The following is a 15,150-nucleotide window of genomic DNA, read 5'->3' as shown; positions in this document are numbered from 1 at the left end:
ATCGACGATCCGCTCGCCGGCACCTTCGGCCGCGCCGATGTCGATCCCGACCGGCGTCGGGCGCTGATCCGCGCCACCTTCGAAGGCGTGGCGCGGCGCTACGATCTGATGAACGATCTGATGAGCCTCGGCATCCACCGGGGCTGGAAGGACCGTTTCGTCCGCGACGCCGACCCGCGACCCGGCGAGATCGCCCTCGACCTCGGCGGTGGCACCGGCGACGTCGCCTTCCGCATCGCCCGGCGCGGCGCCACCGTCTCGGTCGTCGATCCCAGCGCCTCGATGATGGACGTCGGACGCGCCCGCCCCGGCGGCGAGAACATCGGTTGGATCGAGGCGGAAGCCGAGAGCCTGCCGCTGCCCGACGCCTCGGCCGATCTCGTCACCATCGCCTTCGGCATCCGCAACGTGACGCGGCTCGACGTGGCGCTGGCCGAGATCCACCGTGTGCTGAAGCCCGGTGGCCGCTTCTTCTGCCTGGAATTCTCCCGCGCCCGCTGGTGGCTGAGGCCCTTCTACGAGGCGTGGTCGCGCACCGCCATTCCCATCCTCGGAACGGTCGTGTCCGGGCGAACCGAAGCCTATCGTTACCTGATCGAATCGATCGGCCGCTTCCCCGATCAACCGACCTTCGCCGATCTCGTCGGCCGCGCCGGCTTCGAGGCCGTCGCCTGGGACGACCTCTCCTTCGGCATCGCCGCCATCCACCGCGGCCGCAAGCCGGCTCGACGGCCGTGACCGCCCGCAGACCGGAGGCGTCCGAATTTTCGTGAGCCGGCCGACCCGCCGTCGAGCATCGAAACCGACCGATGGCATTCCCGAAGCGAATGCCTCATGCCGCCGATGCCGATGCCTGATGCCTGATGCCTGATGCCGATGAAGAATTCGCCCGTCTTCGAACGCCCGGCACCTCCGGCGTCCGCGATCAATCGCCGCGCGCCGATGCGCCGGTTCCCTCGGCTTCGCCTTTGATGCTGGCCGGAGCCCGACCGTAGGCGCGAGAGAAGGCGCGCGAAAAGGCCGCCGCACTGCCGAACCCGACGCGCCGAGCGACCGTCTTCACCGACCCGCCCCGCGTCAGCCCACGCCGCGCCAGGGTCAGTCGCCAACCGTTGAGATAGGCCGCCGGGGTCATCCCCACCACCTTGGGGAAGAGGTCCATGAACCGGCTGCGCGACAGACCGGCGATCTCGGCGAGATCCTCGATCCGCCATGTCCGCGCCGGGTCGTCGTGCATGGCGACGATCGCCCGATGGAGCAGCGGATGCGAAAGGCCGGCGAGAAGTCCCGGGACGGTCGTCCCGGCGTCGATCGCCTCCCGCAGCATCGACAGAACGATCACCTCGCCCAGCCGATCCAGCGCGACCCGCCGGCCGCATCGATCGTTCCGCGCCTCGCGCACGAAGGCGGTGACCACCGGCTCCAGCAGCGGCGCCGTCTCCAGAGCGATGTCGAGACGATCCGGCAGAGCGGCGACCAACGGATTGGCGCCCCCTTCGAACGCCACCGCCGCTGCGGCGAGCACCTGGCCTTCACAGGCCCCCGCCTCGATCCCCTTCATCCTCAGACCGACCGATTCCGGGTTTCCGTCCCGGCCGATCACCACGAGCTCGACCCGCCGGCCGGGCGCCACCGGTGACAGGACTTCGACGGTGAGGTCGAACGTCTCGAAGAAGGCGGCGAGCCGGTCATATTTGGCCCGGATCGGATTTTCGATCATGTAATTCGGAACTTTCATGCTCGATATCATGGACGATACGGAGCGCTCCATCAACCGGCCTCCGACCGGCCGCCACCGAGGACAACACCCCCATGCTCGTTCCCCGCCAGCTCGCCCCCGATCTCACCGTCGACCTCGTCGGCGGCGGACGTTTCGATCTCGCCACCGAAGCGCCCCGATACGTCACCCTGGTCTGCTTCTATCGCGGCCTTCACTGCCCGATCTGCGCCAAATATCTCGAGGACCTCGAGCGTCTCACCCCGGCCTTCGCCGAGCGCGGCGTGACCACCGTCGCCGTCAGCGGCGACGATGGGGAACGCGCGGCGCGGATGGCCGAGAAGATCGGCGCTTCGGCGCTGCGGATCGGCCATGGCCTGAACCTCGCCGCGGCGCGCGACTGGGGCCTCTACGTCTCGACCTCGCGCGGCAAGACCTCGATCGGCATCGAGGAGCCGGCCCTGTTCTCCGAACCGGGCGTCTTCCTGATCCGCCCCGACCGGACGATCTACTACCTCTCGGTCCAGTCGATGCCCTTCGTCCGACCGAACTTCGCCGAGATGATCCCGGCCCTCGATTTCACCATCAAGGCCGACTACCCCGCGCGCGGCGAATACACCGGTCCGGTCTGACGGCGGCGCGCCGGAAGAAATCTCCGACGTTCCCGACCGGAGAGACCCGACCTCGGGAACGTCGGCGACATCGCCGTAGGCCTTCGAAGGCCGGTCTCGGCCAAGGTTCCGCCGAAGTGCCGGAACCACCGCCGCTCATACCGAGCCCATGAAGTTCCGACCTGTTCAGAACTTCATGGGCGATGGCAAGCCCGAACGGGCGTCGGCCGGTCAGGCGGTAACGCTGATGAATTTCGGACGAGTCCGAAATTCATCAGCCCGGTATCACTTGCCGGCGAGCTTGCGCAGCTTGTCGCGCAGTGCCTCGTCTTGCCAGTCGCCGGCGCCGACGATACGGCCGACCTCGCGCCCCTCGCCGTCGAGCACCACCGTCGTCGGCAGGCCCGGCACCGCGAGGGTCTGGGCCGCCTCGCGATTGCGGTCGTGCAGGAGCGTCACCTCACGGATCTCCAGCGCCCGGATGGTGCGATCGATCGCCGGCCAACCGAGCCGATCGAGCGACACCGCCGCCACCTGGACGCCGTCGGCCCGCATCTCGCGCTGGAGCGCGTCGATCGCCGGGAATTCGGTGCGGCAGGTGCCGCACCACGTCGCCCAGAAATGCACGAGCGTCAGCTTACCGCCGAGCGAGGTCGGCGCCAGGTCGCGGCCTTCCCGATCCTGGACGGTGATCGTCACCGGCTTCGGCGCACTCTCGACCAGATCGGCGGCGACCGCCGGAGCCGCCGCGACGAGCGCCAGAGCGAGAAGGGCGGAGCGCATCAGGCGATCCCTCCGATCAGGGCCACGGCGATCACCATGGCGAGCATCATCTGGAAGCCGGCGGTGGCGGCGAGCCGGCCGTTGAGTTCGCGCCCGACCGGCATCCGCGCCAGCCGCCACGACGCCACGAGCGCCGGAACGGCACAGGCGGCGACCAGCAACGTCACCGCGAGCCCGCGCGGCGCGACGACCGCCGTGGCGATCGCCACCGCCACGAGAAGCTCCACCGCATAGAGCGCCTTCGATCCCCGCGCGCCGAGCAGAATGGCCAGCGTCCGCCGGCCGTTGCGCGCATCCTCGTCGCGATCGCGGTGATTGTTGACGGTGAGCACCGCCGCCGCCGGCAGACCGATGGCGACGCCGAGCGCCGCGGCGCTCGCCCCGACGGCGTCGCTCGCCAGCCATTCGATGCCGACCACCGCCGCCACTCCGAAACAGGCGACGACGAAGGCCTCGCCGGTCGGCGTCGCCGAAATCGGCAGGGGTCCGTTGGAATAGGCCCAGCCGGCGAGGATCGAGGCGAGCCCGATCAGCAGGATCGGCACACCACCGTGGACCACCGCGACGAGGCCGAAGAGGGCCGCGACCAGCGTGGCGACGACCGCCCCGCGCTTCACCTCCGCCGCGCTCATCAGGCTCGACCCGGTGACACGCTCGGGACCGAGCCGCGCCGGCCCGTCGTGGCCACGTTCGCCGTCTGCGGCGTCGTTGGCGAGGTTGGTGGCGATCTGGATGGCGAGCGCCGAAATCGTCGCGGCGACCACCGGCACCACCGCGACACGCTCGTGGGTCGCCCAGGCATGGGCGACGCCGACGATGATCGGCGCCACCGAGATCGACAGCGTCCGCGGCCGGACCGCGCGGATCCACAGCGAGAAGCGCGAGAGTTCCGTGACGGAGGAGACTTCGGACATCGACGGCTCCTTCACGGCAGATCGCCCCGGCGGAAGATCGCCCAGCCACCGAGCGCGGTGACGAGGCCGAGAACCAGCGGATAGGCGAAGGACCACACCATGAAACCGGCTCGACCGAAGATGTCGAAGACCGTGAAGGCGGTCGGTCCGAGCAGCACCAGTTGCGGATCGAACAGCAGCATCGAGCCGGTGCGGAACACCTGCAGCGGATTGAGCATGGCGATGGCGACGACGCCTTCGATCGCCATCCGTCCACGGATCAGCGCTCCGAGTAACACCAGATCGAGCCCCAGCACCAGGACGAGCCAGATGATGAAGGCGAGCGTCTGCGCCGTGTCGACCGACCGGGTCACCGCCGAGATCAGAAAACCGAGACCGACGAAGGCGAAGATCATGACCAGCAGCAGGCCGATGTCGAAGCCGAGCTCGAGCCACGGCACGCGCACGCCGCGCACCGCCCCGTAGATCACCGCGGCGAAGAGCGCCGCGATCACCGGGGCGGCGGCGAGCAGATAGCGGCCGAGGAAGCGGCCGGCGTACCACGCACCGATGCCGACCGGCAGGCCGAGGACGTATTCGAACACGCCCGCCTCGCGATCGCCGGCGAGCGAGCGCACGGTGGTGATCAGGATGAACACCGGCAGGATCGCCATGGTCAGCTGGATGTAGGTGACGAGCGTGCGCGACAGCCCGGTGAAACCGAGGACCCGGCTCTCGGTCAGGCCGAAGACCAGCAGCATGCCCACCAGCCCGAAGAACACCAGCGCATAGAAGGCGAACCAACGCGCCCGGAACGCCTCCGCCACCTCGAGCCGGAAGGTCGCGGCGAAACCGGTCCAGAAGGACGAGCCGGCGGGCGCGGCGGCGGGTACCGTTTCGGGAGCGCGCAACTCTCTCTCCTCAGATCTTGTGTTCACAGGCGGCCTTGTCGCGGATGGCGCTCGCCGCGGCGGCGAAACTCATCGGATGGCCGGCGGCGGTGGAAGCGGCGGAGTGGCCGTAGCCCATCGGTGTCACCACTTCGGCGCGATAATGTGCGGTGCGCGCATCGAGCCAACGGGTCGGATCGAGATCGTCGGTCACCCAGAACCGCACCTCGGTACGGTCGAGCACTCCCATCTCGTCCGCCGCCAGCACGGCGCAGCCGAAATCGTCGTAGATCCGGGCGCGATTATTCGCCCCGTCCCAGATCTCGGCGGCGTAACGACGATCGCCGAACACCATGTGGCAGAACTCGCAGACGTCGCGGCCCCATTTGATCTTGCGCGGCTCCGGCGTCACCTCCGAGCAGGCGGGCAGCATCGCCACCGCGGCGGCCGACAGGCCGGCGCCGACGAAGCCGCGCCGCGAGAAGCCGTGCGACCGGTCACGATAGGGAAGCGACCGCATCACGATCCCCTCCCGCGCTCGCCGCCTCTTCGTCGAGGGTGAACCCCTTCACCAGACCGGCATGGCGCGCGACGAAACCGAGGAAGCGCAGGCGATCGGGACCGGCGATCGAGCCCGTCCACCGCCCCTCGCTCGTCTCGGTCAGCCCCCATTCGGTCGCCGCCCGGGCGAAGCTCGGCTCGGCCCGCGCCGTCTCCAGCCGCACCGTGAAGGTCGACCCCAGCGCCCCGGCGTCGGTGACCGTGTCGTCGAGGATGATGCGGCCGTGTTCGAGTTCGATCACCCGATTGACCAGCGCCGCGATCTCGTCGATGCGGTGCGAGGAGATGACCATCGTCACCTCCGGCCGTTCGGCGAGCAGTTCGAAGAGCACGGCGCGCGCGCCCGGATCGAGATTGGCCGCGGGCTCGTCGAGGATCAGCAGGCGCGTCGGCCGGCCGAGCGCCATGGCGATGAGCAGCTTCTGCTTCATGCCGCCGGAGAGCTTGACGAAGGCGCGGCTGCGGATCGGCGCGACGTCGAGGCCCATGCGGGCGGCGATCGCCTCCATGTCCTCGACCCGACCGCCGGTGACGTCGGCGACGTAGCGCATCAGCGCCGCCACCGGCATCTCCAGCCGCGGCGCGATCTGCGGCACGAAGCCGACCAGACGCAGCACCTCGGTGCGGTGGTGCCGGGGATCGCGACCGTCGACCGTGACCGACCCTTCGTGGGTATACTCGCCGAGCAGACAGCGGAACAGCGTCGTCTTGCCGGCGCCGTTCGAGCCGATCAGCGCGATGCGCTGGCCGTCCGGCACGTCGAGGTCGATCCCGTTCAGGATTCGGGCGGCTCCGAAGCTCTTCACCACCCCTTTCAGCGAAATCATACGTCGTCCGTCCTTGTTCGGCGGGCGGTCCCGCCCGGCGACCGTCGCCACCCCCCTCGGGCGGCGACCGTGACCGGTCCGTCGCGAAAGATCACTCGGCCGGCTGTTCGACCTTGGTGATCCCCTTGACGTCGAAGCGCAACGCACCGGTCGGACAGACGTCGAGGCACATGCCGCAACGCGTGCAGTCCGGACCGATCGGCGTGCGCACCTCGGTAGCATAGCCCAGTTTGGTCATGTCGAGCACGTGCGGCACCAGACAGACGTCCCGGCATTTGCCTTCGTGGAAGCAGAAGGTCACGTCGTGCACGACTCTAACCGGCGTGACGGTGCCGACCATGCCATAAGTCAAGCCGATCGGGCAGAGATAGCGGCACCACATGCGCCGCGACCAGAACACCTCGATCGCCAGCAGGGCGCCGATCCAGATCAGACCGATCCCGGTACCGTAGGTCAGGAATCGCGACAGGATGCCGACCGGCGAGATCGTCTCGAACAGCGTGTAGCCGGTGACGAAGGCGAGCGCGGCGAAGATGCCGAACATCACCGTCCTGAGCCGCCGGTCGAGCGGATGGTCCTTCACCCAGCGCTTCTCGACCAGCTTCAGATGGATCTTCTCGGCGATCTCCGACAGCAGGTGATAGGGGCAGACCCAGGAGCAGAAGGTCCGTCCGCCGAGCGCCAGATAGAACAACAACACCGTGGTGATGCCGATCAGCAGATTGATGACCACATGCTTGTGGGCGAGCATCAGCTGCAGCGACGAATTGAGATCGGCGAAGTGGAAGCCGAGGACGCGGCTGGCCGTCAACGCCCCCTCCACCAGTTGCAGGTCGCTCCAATAGGAGGCGACGAAGATACCGTTGAGCACCAGGATCGAGATCCAGCGGCGGATGCGCCACTTGTTCGAGGCCTGCGGGTGCTCCAGCTCTTCGCGGATCGCCTCCTTGCGGCGCTTGCGCTCGTCCGGCGTCTTCTTGAAGAGGTGCATGGCGCGCGCCTCCTCGGTGATCTCCTCCGGAGTGGGCTTCTGGGGCTGGCGACCGAACAGGAGGCCGAGGCCGTCGATGGTGCGGCCGACGAATCCGGGTCTCATGTGTGCTTCCCTTCCGGTTCACGGCCCGAGGTGATGACCTCGACGCGAATGGCGATCGGCGACGTCGGGCACATCATCTCGCAGACGCCGCAGCCGACGCAGGACTTGGCGACGACCGGCGTCCGCCTGCCCGAGCCCGGATCCTCCGGCATCGGCTCGAGCGAGATCGCCCCGTCGATCGGGCAATGGCGGACACAGAGATCGCACAGCGGCAGATCGTAGGGGTGGGCGGCCACCGGCTGCGCCTTCCAGCGATCGATCTCGGCATAGCGCAGCACCCCGGGGAATGCCGGGCCGCGCGCCGAGCCCTTCCATCCCTTGCCCTGGCGGGCGAGGCAGGCGTCGGGCTCGACGAGCTTCGCCACGCCCATCTTCACCTGTTCCTTCTTGTCGATCGAATGCGACAGCGCGCCGGTGGGGCAGGCCAGGATGCACTGGGTGGCGTCGCAGGAGAAATCGCAGGCCTGATCGCGCGCCGCGATGTAGGGCACGCCGTTGCTCAGCCCCTCGTCGAGATCGCCGAGGTGAATGGCGCGGATCGGACAGACCTGGACACATTGGCCGCACTTGATGCAGGCGGCGAGGAAGGCCTCCTCGTCGAGCGCCCCGGGCGGCCTGAGGCGCGGACCGGCATGCGCCATCTTGTGCTGGGCGAAGCCGGCGAGCGCCACACAGGTGACCGCCCCCCCCACCGCCAGCGAGCGCAGGAAGCGGCGGCGTTCTTCGTCCACCTTGCGCGAGCGTTTCGGCTGGCCGGTCGCCCCGCCGCCGTTTTCGGTGTCGTTCACATCGGTCATGAAGTCTTCTCCGGCCGCTTGGTGCCCCGGGCACCGATGTCGGCATCCGGCAGGTGCAGGCGTGGGGCCGCGTCGCGCACGATCAGGCGTGGTTCGGTGAGCGAACCCAGTCGTTCGACGAAGTCGATCAGCTCGAGCGACGGCGAGGTGCGGAAGAACTGGGCGTCGGGGACGTCCATCCACAGCCGGTCGGCCCAGCTCCAGCTCTCGTAGGGCGTGTCGCCGAAGCCGTCGCCGTCGCGATCGAAGCCGACCCAGTCGTCCCACAGATTGCCGCGCCAGCGGTTGCGGTTGGCCGAGCCGGTACCGTAGACGCTGACACCGGTGTGATTGCCGACGAAGGCGTTGTCCTCGAAGGTGTTGCCTTCCCAGTCGGAATGGAACCACACCGCCGTCCCGTTGTAGGCGATGCGGTTGTAGCGGAAGTGGTTGAACCCTTCCGGATCGTAGGGCGACGCATCCATGAAGATGCCGCGCGCATTGGCGAAGAAGTCGTTGTGCTCGACCCGCGTGTTCGACGACTCCTTGAACCCCAACCCGATTCCCGACGGCCCCTGGCTGTAGTGGATGACGTTGTCGATGACATCGTTGTCGTTCGCGTACATCAGGAATATGCCGACGGTATTCGACAGGAAGCTGTTGCCGTTGAGCTTGTTCTTGTGGGAATACATCAAATGGATGCCGTATCGGCTATCGACGATACGGTTGCGATTGATGATGTTGTCGGTCGAATACCACACCACCGTGTCGCGGACGTGAGTGATCTCGTTGTCCTCGATGATGTTGCCGTTCGAATACCACACCCGGACGCTGTCGCCGCGCAGCGCTTCGGGCAGGTCCTTCGAGCCGATCTTGTTGCGGCGGATGATGTTGCGATCGGCCTGCCGCAGTTCGAAGCCGAAAAGGCAGTCCTCGATGACGTTGTCCTTGTAGGAACCGTGCTTGGCGCGGAGCCGTACGGCGCTGTCGGTGGTCTCGTGGCGATCTCCCGAATTGCGCAGGGTGACCCCGGTCATCGCCACGTCGTCGGCCTCGACCGTGATCAACGATCCGATACCCCCGCCGTCGACGATCGTGGCGCCCGGCACACCCTCGATGCGCATCGTCCGCGTGACACGACCGGGGGCCGCGTAGATCTTGGCCTCGAGGCGCAGGGTGCCGCCGGTCGGCGTGGCGTCGATCAGCGGCTGCAGCGCCACCGCACCCGGCGGGAACCTGCGCAGGTCCTCGAGTTCCTCTTCCGAGCGCGGATCGGGCGCCGGCGGATGATGGTCGGCGAAGCCGGCGTCGCGGGTGAGGTCGTCGACGCCCCGCATCTCGGCGTAGCGCACGACGCCCGCCCCGACGAGAGCCACGACGCCCAGCGCGAAGCCCGCGGCGATCCCCCCCTTCACCCAACTCGTCAGCCGATACGAGCCGATCATGGCGATCGTCTCCGCCTCAGGTCTTGGCCTCGTCCGGCAGCGAACGCCGCATCAGCGCCGCCACCGCCATCGACACGCCCACCACACACATCAGCCCGAAGCCCATCGCCGGATAGGAATGGGTCGAGAACTGCGCCACCTTGCCGTCGCCGAAGACCGTCGGCATGAACGGCTTCAGCGTGAACGCGCCCATGGCGTTGAGGCTGTGGCCGTACCACCAGAGCCAAGCCGAATATTCCGCGATGAAGCCCAGCGGCAGGATCATCGGGACGGCGGCGAGCGCCACGAACAGCGCCGAACGCGGCCGCGTGCCGATCCACAGCAGCAGCGCCATGGCGGCGAGCACGCCGCCGAAGACGATGTGGGTCGCGGTCTTCATGATCGCCACCAGACGCTGGTTCTTGACAGGTTCGTTGAACCAACGCCCCAGGCTCTCCTCGTAGTGCCAGGCCATCACGTCGATGCCGCGTCCGGTCCACTTGCCGACCGTCGGATCGGTCAGGCTGACCGGCGCCTTGATCTCGTAGACCGCCTTCAGCACGTCGATCAACTGCGCCTTGGTGGCAGCCGCCGCGACCTTCGGCCCTTCGTTACCCACCATGATGCCCGACTTGGCGAGCGACTCCCTGAGCTGCTTGACGATCGGATGCATCTCCTGGTCCTTGGTCTCGTCCTCCGAGCGGCCGAGACTGTCGACGAGGCCGGTGACCCAGCCCTTACCGAGGTACTGCACGCCGTTCGGTGCATAGAGCGCCATCGACATCCACACCGCGACGCCGGCGAAGCCGAGGCCCATGACCGTGGTGCGCGCCAGGACTCCGGGCACCGCGAAGCCGACGATACACACCCCGATCATCGAGAACAGGAAGGGCGACAAGAGCTTCTCCACCGGACCGCCCGAGGCGATCGGGTACATGCCGACGAAGTGGTTGATGGTGTCCATCTCGTGGACGCAGTCGAGCGCTTCCTTCTCGAGCACCTCTTTCGATTCGCGCATCTGGCAGCCGTTGGCCACCCGGTCGACGTGGAAGTGGATCTTCACGCCGTCGGGAAAGGCGTGCTCGGGATAGTTCGGCGCCTTCAGCGACACCCACCAGGCGGGCTGGAAGTAGGACGCGCCCAGCGCCAACAGGGCCACCAGACACAGAACGCGGAACAGGATGCCGGCCATGCCGGAACCGGACTTGGCGGTCGGCTGGGCCGAAGGAGTGGACGTCATCGGTCGTATCCCCTGCATGGCGGCGGCGTCGAACGCCGCGCGCACGAAATCTTCGATCGGAAATCCATATTCCATGCGGCGCGGTCGTGCTCCTTGAAATGAGGCAAGTGAGACCTGCATTCCCGGCACGGCCGACGGGCGGAAAACGACGAGAGCCGCACGGACGCGACACGCGTGGCGGCTCTCGTACCGGATCGCCGAGGGGAGGTCGCAACCTCCCCTCGAAGCACGATCACTGGAAGTCCGGGTTCTTCCAACCCTTCGGCGCGACCAGATCCGCCGAGGGCTTCAACCGCGACACGTAGTCGAGCACCGCGAGCGTATCGCGATCGGAGAAGTTCTTGATCTGCTCGACCATCTCCGGATTGGAGTTGCGGCGCTTGCCCTCCTTGATCCACTTGTACTGACGCACGAGGTACTCGTAGTGCTGCGCCTGGATACGGGGATAGTACTTTTCGGCGTTGCCCTCGCCGGCTTCGCCGTGGCAGCGCACACAGTTGTCGGCGTAGAGCTTCTTGCCCAGTTCGAGGTCGTCGCCCTTGCCGACGCCGTTCTCCGGATTCATCTTCAGCCCGGCGATGTACTCCGACACGTCGGCGATCGCCTGAGTGCCGCCGATCTCGGACGGCAGCGCGAACGGATACATGGTCGGATTGTCGCGGTGACCGTCGCGGATGTCGGCGAGCTGCTTGATGATGACGGTGCGATGTTGACCGGCGAGCTGCGGGAAGGTGCCGTCGGTCAGACCCCAGCCTTCCGGCATGTGGCAGGCGGAGCAGACTTCGTAGACGTCCTTGCCGTTCGCCTTGTTGGGCGCGAGATGCAGCGCCTCTTCACGCTCGCCGCCCTGGCTCATCCATTCCTTCTTCTGCTTGTTGGCTTCGAAGGTGGCACTGTCGACCGCCGCGGGACCGGCCGCATAGGCAACGCCGGCGACCAGAAGGACCGCGGCGGCGACGCTGGAGGAGAGGAACTTCTTCATATGATGTCTCCGGTTTCTTCCGTCCGTGGCGTCACTTGGCCGGACGCTCGATCTGGGACAGGTAATCTGAGATCGCTGCGATCTTCGTGTCGTCGAGCTTCTTGGCGAAGGGCAGCATCGTCGCCACCTTACCGTTCTTGCGGATGCCGTCCCTGATTTCCGTCATCTGCAACACGAGATAATCGCGCTTCATACCGCCGATGATCGGGTAGCTGGCCAGCGGCTTCAGGCCGTCGGCGCCGTGACAGGTGGTGCAGCCGCCCTTGGCATAGGCGTCCTTGCCTGCCGCCCGGCGGGCGTCGTCGATCGGCGGATCGAGCGGTTTCACCTTCGCCGGTTCCGCCTTGGCGAGGTAGTCGGCGATCGCCGCGCGCTCCTCGGCGTTCACCAGATGCATGATGTCCTTCATGCCCTGGGTGCGCGGATAGCCGCGATCGTCGTTGCCGGAAATGCGCTTGCCGTCGGCGATGTCGTTCATCTGCGCCAGCAGGTATTTCGCGTCCTGAGCGGCGATGTTGGGGAACACCTGGATCGCTCGGGCGCCGTTGCGGCCATGACAGGCGACGCAGGTCTTGGAGGCGAACAACGCCTTACCGTCGGGCGCTGCGGTCTGGGCCGCGGCAGAGGCGGTGGAGATCAGCAAGGCGGCGACGAGGCCGGTTGCGATTCGAAGCATGACGGTCTTCCTCTGGCTGCTCGCGCATTCCACGAGCCGGGGTCGTCGATCGCGCCGCCGTCGCCGGGTGGCGTTCGGTGGACACGGTTGAGTCGTCGGTCGATATCGCCCTGATTCGCGTCTTTTTCGTTTCGTCTCGACGTCCCGGACGTCCGGGAACGGCGAGAGGGCGGTGAACCGCCCCCTCGGATCTCGTGGGAGACCCCACCGGCCGAGCCGGCGGGGTCTCCGGATGGAATTCACTTGGCGATCACCTTGGCGCCGTTCTCTTCCAGGTAGGTCTTGACGCGCAGACCGATGTCCGCGGCCTTGACCTGATACTGCCACCACTGGTTCGCCCACAGGGTTCCCTGCTGCCAGTCCTGCTTGGCCGCGGCCGCGTCGGTCTTGTCCTTGGCGTCCTTGGCGAAGTTCAGCTGGTCGACGGCGTCCTCGACGAGGGCGACGACGGTCGGGAAGTCCTTGTAGTTGGTCGACATGATGAACTTGACCACCGAGTCGATGACCGCCTGGGTATCGAGGTTGGTCTTGTACTGCTTGTCGAAGTCCGCCTTGGTGTAGGCGACCGCGTCCTTGACCGCCGCCGGGGTGGCGTCCGCCATGCCCTTCGGCTTGACCAGCAGGTAGCCTTCCATCTCCAGATGGAGCGCCGAGCAGAACTCGGTGCAATAGTAGGAGAACACACCCGGACGATCGGCCTTGAAGCTCACCGACGCGGTCTTGCCCGGCTCGAGGCTGAGGTTGCCCGAATAGGTGTCGACGGTGAAGCCGTGGGTCTCGTCCTCGGCGCGCTCCGCGTTGGTGATGTGGAAGGTGACCTGGTCGCCTTCGTTGGCTTCGACGATTTCCGGCGTGAAGTGCGAGCGGATCGCCGTGCCGTAGACCGTGACCTTGCCCGGTTCACGCACGATCTTCTCCGAGCCCGGACGCACCGCGGCCGGATGAGCCTCGCCGGTCCGGCTGTCGGTGCCGTACTTGTAGCGCACCAGCGGCTTCAGCTTCTCGGCCGCGATCGAGGTCGCATAGTGCGGCTCGCCCAGCGGGATCGGCATGTCGTAGAGCAGTTCCATCTTGTCGCCGGTGATGTCGATCAGCTGATGGTTCTGCGGATGCAGCGGACCGACCGGGTTGAAGCGATCGATCGACAGCTTGTTCAGGGCGACGAGGTACTTGCCGCCCGGCGCCATGGACTCGCCTTCCATCGCCATCAGATGGCCGATGTTGTAGTGCACCGAGATCTTGTCGAGCACCTTGCCTTCGCAATAGTCGTACTTGGCGACCTGGCTGTCGACGTAGAGCGAGGTGTAGGCGATGCAGGGCTTCGAGTCGAACTGCGTGTGCAGCGGGCCGAGGCCGAGCTGAACCTGCTTGTGTACGACTTCCTTCATGTCGAGGATCGGGATCCCGTACGGATCCTTGGAGGCGAACTTCTTGGCGTCGATCGTCGCCTTGATCTTCTCCCACGAATAGACGGTGACGTTGGTGTCGAGCTTGCCACCGACGATGATGTACTTGCCGTCCGGGGTGACGTCGGCGCCGTGCGGCGACTTCGGCTCGGCGATCAGGAAGAGGATGCCCTCTTCGACGGCGGTCTTCATCGACAGCACGTCGTGGCCGTTGATCTTGCCGGCCTTACCGGCCGCGACCAGTTCCGCCGCCTTCTTCCAGTTGATGACGTGCAGATAGTCGGCGTCGTTGGCCGAGCAACCCGCCTCGAACGGCGGCTTGCCCTGCTCGATGCCGCCGACGTAACGCTCGGCGCAGAACGAGTTGGTGAACGACCAGCCGTCCGACGGACCCTTACCGGCGTCCGACAGGTCCTGGGTGTAGGGCGGCAGTTCGATCGAGAACGACTTGGATTCGTCGATGCGGCCCTTGGCGCGATCGAACTTCCAATAGGTCATCGCACCGCGATACTTCTCGTTGAATTCCGAGAGCGGCGCGTAGACGCGGCCGAGCGGCGCCGGATACTGCGCCGCTTCGAGCACGTATTCGGAGTTCGGCGTGACGAAGGTGCCGCCGTGCTCGGACTGCAGGATCGGATTGACGACGATCTGCTGGGTCTCGAAGTCGTGCAGCGAGACGACCGCGACGCGCGGATTCGCCTTGTCGTTGATGAACAGATATTCGCCGTCGAGCTTGCCGTTCGTCTCGGTGATCGCCGGATGGTGGGTGTCGCCCCAGGTGATCTCGCGACCGTCGATCCAGCCCTGCTTGAGGACCTTCTTCGATTCCTCGTCGTAGCCGAAGCCCTGCCACGGCTCGGGCGTGAACACCGAGATGTACTTCAGGATGCGCATCGACGGCACGCCGTAGACGATGATCTGGCCGGCCTGACCGCCGGACGAGAAGACCACGAATTCGTCGCGTTTGCCGGTCGGCGTATAGGTCTTGGCGGCCGCCAGCAGATCCTTCTGACTGAGGCCACGGCGTTTCATCACGTCATCGAGGTTCTCCGCCCAGGCCGCGCCGCCCAGACCCGCGAGCACACCCAACGCGACGGTCGTCTTCAGAAACGATCTCATGATCGCACTCCTGCTCTGTTCGATCCCTGATCTTCCGCCACTTTCGTGCCTCGTCGCTCGCTACCGCGGCTCCCGACCGTCCCGGTTCGACGGCAAAGAACACCCCTACGCGGTCGGCGAACGCCGATACCGACGAAACGTTGCGTTTC

15 protein-coding genes are annotated in these 15,150 nt (G+C 66.7%); 2 read left to right on the top strand and 13 right to left on the bottom strand.

The window, feature by feature from the left end; all coding sequences use genetic code 11:
* Positions 1-738 carry a class I SAM-dependent methyltransferase gene (locus V7Q42_RS02590; RefSeq protein WP_442958158.1) on the top strand — a complete coding sequence of 246 codons (738 nt, stop codon included), beginning with the start codon at positions 1-3 and terminating at the stop codon, positions 736-738.
* 187 nt (positions 739-925) lie between these two features.
* Here V7Q42_RS02590 and V7Q42_RS02585 read toward each other — a convergent pair whose 3' ends face one another.
* Positions 926-1,738, bottom strand: coding sequence for a helix-turn-helix transcriptional regulator (locus V7Q42_RS02585; protein ID WP_333822261.1), 813 nt, complete (start codon positions 1,736-1,738; stop codon positions 926-928).
* Positions 1,739-1,812: 74 nt separating this feature from the next.
* On the opposite strand from V7Q42_RS02585, the gene V7Q42_RS02580 reads away from it, so the two are divergent.
* Positions 1,813-2,349, top strand: a complete 537-nt coding sequence (locus tag V7Q42_RS02580; protein ID WP_333822259.1) for a peroxiredoxin-like family protein — start codon at positions 1,813-1,815, stop codon at positions 2,347-2,349.
* 264 nt (positions 2,350-2,613) lie between these two features.
* On the opposite strand, the gene V7Q42_RS02575 is transcribed toward V7Q42_RS02580, so the two are convergent.
* The 12 genes from V7Q42_RS02575 to nosZ form a co-directional block, all read right to left on the bottom strand.
* Complete coding sequence (locus V7Q42_RS02575; protein ID WP_333822257.1) at positions 2,614-3,111, bottom strand: TlpA family protein disulfide reductase; 498 nt, start codon at positions 3,109-3,111, stop codon at positions 2,614-2,616.
* Positions 3,111-4,025: a 1,4-dihydroxy-2-naphthoate octaprenyltransferase gene (gene menA / locus V7Q42_RS02570; protein WP_333822255.1), complete on the bottom strand. Its 915-nt coding sequence runs from the start codon at positions 4,023-4,025 to the stop codon at positions 3,111-3,113. Before menA ends, V7Q42_RS02575 begins: the two co-directional genes overlap by 1 nt.
* Positions 4,026-4,036: 11 nt before the next feature.
* Entirely contained in the window at positions 4,037-4,915 is an 879-nt protein-coding gene (locus V7Q42_RS02565) for an ABC transporter permease (RefSeq protein ID WP_333822253.1), read from the bottom strand.
* A 10-nt stretch (positions 4,916-4,925) separates the two neighbouring features.
* A complete protein-coding gene (locus V7Q42_RS02560; protein WP_333822252.1) occupies positions 4,926-5,414 on the bottom strand; it encodes a hypothetical protein in 489 nt (162 codons plus the stop codon).
* Positions 5,392-6,282 (bottom strand): ABC transporter ATP-binding protein, encoded by an 891-nt coding sequence (locus V7Q42_RS02555; protein WP_333822250.1) that lies wholly within the window; start codon positions 6,280-6,282, stop codon positions 5,392-5,394. The genes V7Q42_RS02560 and V7Q42_RS02555 overlap by 23 nt, the downstream gene beginning before the upstream one ends.
* Positions 6,283-6,373: 91 nt before the next feature.
* Positions 6,374-7,378, bottom strand: a complete 1,005-nt coding sequence (locus tag V7Q42_RS02550) for a NapH/MauN family ferredoxin-type protein (RefSeq protein ID WP_333822249.1) — start codon at positions 7,376-7,378, stop codon at positions 6,374-6,376.
* On the bottom strand, positions 7,375-8,175 hold the full coding sequence (locus tag V7Q42_RS02545; RefSeq protein ID WP_333822248.1) for a 4Fe-4S dicluster domain-containing protein: 801 nt from the start codon (positions 8,173-8,175) through the stop codon (positions 7,375-7,377). The genes V7Q42_RS02550 and V7Q42_RS02545 overlap by 4 nt, the downstream gene beginning before the upstream one ends.
* Entirely contained in the window at positions 8,172-9,599 is a 1,428-nt protein-coding gene (gene nosD / locus V7Q42_RS02540) for a nitrous oxide reductase family maturation protein NosD (RefSeq protein ID WP_333822246.1), read from the bottom strand. The genes V7Q42_RS02545 and nosD overlap by 4 nt, the downstream gene beginning before the upstream one ends.
* Positions 9,600-9,615: 16 nt before the next feature.
* Complete coding sequence (locus tag V7Q42_RS02535) at positions 9,616-10,818, bottom strand: hypothetical protein (RefSeq protein WP_333822244.1); 1,203 nt, start codon at positions 10,816-10,818, stop codon at positions 9,616-9,618.
* A gap of 232 nt (positions 10,819-11,050) precedes the next feature.
* Positions 11,051-11,800: a c-type cytochrome gene (locus V7Q42_RS02530; protein WP_333822242.1), complete on the bottom strand. Its 750-nt coding sequence runs from the start codon at positions 11,798-11,800 to the stop codon at positions 11,051-11,053.
* Positions 11,801-11,831: 31 nt separating this feature from the next.
* Positions 11,832-12,476 carry a c-type cytochrome gene (locus V7Q42_RS02525; RefSeq protein ID WP_333822241.1) on the bottom strand — a complete coding sequence of 215 codons (645 nt, stop codon included), beginning with the start codon at positions 12,474-12,476 and terminating at the stop codon, positions 11,832-11,834.
* Between the two features lie 239 nt (positions 12,477-12,715).
* On the bottom strand, positions 12,716-15,001 hold the full coding sequence (gene nosZ, locus V7Q42_RS02520; RefSeq protein ID WP_333822239.1) for a Sec-dependent nitrous-oxide reductase: 2,286 nt from the start codon (positions 14,999-15,001) through the stop codon (positions 12,716-12,718).
* Positions 15,002-15,150: the final 149 nt, after the last annotated feature.

The sequence above is a fragment of the Pinisolibacter sp. genome (genome assembly GCF_036782435.1).
Taxonomy (GTDB): domain Bacteria; phylum Pseudomonadota; class Alphaproteobacteria; order Rhizobiales; family Ancalomicrobiaceae; genus CALBKH01.
This window is presented reverse-complemented; position numbering and strand designations above follow the sequence as displayed.

What these genes read in the sequence shown, in the direction of transcription:
- V7Q42_RS02585 (WP_333822261.1), bottom strand. Translation starts at nt 1,738, where the DNA reads ATGAAAGTTCCGAATTACATGATCGAAAATCCGATCCGGGCCAAATAT.
- V7Q42_RS02580 (WP_333822259.1), top strand. Translation starts at nt 1,813, where the DNA reads ATGCTCGTTCCCCGCCAGCTCGCCCCCGATCTCACCGTCGACCTCGTC.
- V7Q42_RS02575 (WP_333822257.1), bottom strand. Translation starts at nt 3,111, where the DNA reads ATGCGCTCCGCCCTTCTCGCTCTGGCGCTCGTCGCGGCGGCTCCGGCG.
- menA (WP_333822255.1), bottom strand. Translation starts at nt 4,025, where the DNA reads ATGTCCGAAGTCTCCTCCGTCACGGAACTCTCGCGCTTCTCGCTGTGG.
- V7Q42_RS02560 (WP_333822252.1), bottom strand. Translation starts at nt 5,414, where the DNA reads ATGCGGTCGCTTCCCTATCGTGACCGGTCGCACGGCTTCTCGCGGCGC.
- V7Q42_RS02555 (WP_333822250.1), bottom strand. Translation starts at nt 6,282, where the DNA reads ATGATTTCGCTGAAAGGGGTGGTGAAGAGCTTCGGAGCCGCCCGAATC.
- V7Q42_RS02550 (WP_333822249.1), bottom strand. Translation starts at nt 7,378, where the DNA reads ATGAGACCCGGATTCGTCGGCCGCACCATCGACGGCCTCGGCCTCCTG.
- V7Q42_RS02545 (WP_333822248.1), bottom strand. Translation starts at nt 8,175, where the DNA reads ATGACCGATGTGAACGACACCGAAAACGGCGGCGGGGCGACCGGCCAG.
- nosD (WP_333822246.1), bottom strand. Translation starts at nt 9,599, where the DNA reads ATGATCGGCTCGTATCGGCTGACGAGTTGGGTGAAGGGGGGGATCGCC.
- V7Q42_RS02535 (WP_333822244.1), bottom strand. Translation starts at nt 10,818, where the DNA reads ATGACGTCCACTCCTTCGGCCCAGCCGACCGCCAAGTCCGGTTCCGGC.
- V7Q42_RS02530 (WP_333822242.1), bottom strand. Translation starts at nt 11,800, where the DNA reads ATGAAGAAGTTCCTCTCCTCCAGCGTCGCCGCCGCGGTCCTTCTGGTC.
- V7Q42_RS02525 (WP_333822241.1), bottom strand. Translation starts at nt 12,476, where the DNA reads ATGCTTCGAATCGCAACCGGCCTCGTCGCCGCCTTGCTGATCTCCACC.
- nosZ (WP_333822239.1), bottom strand. Translation starts at nt 15,001, where the DNA reads ATGAGATCGTTTCTGAAGACGACCGTCGCGTTGGGTGTGCTCGCGGGT.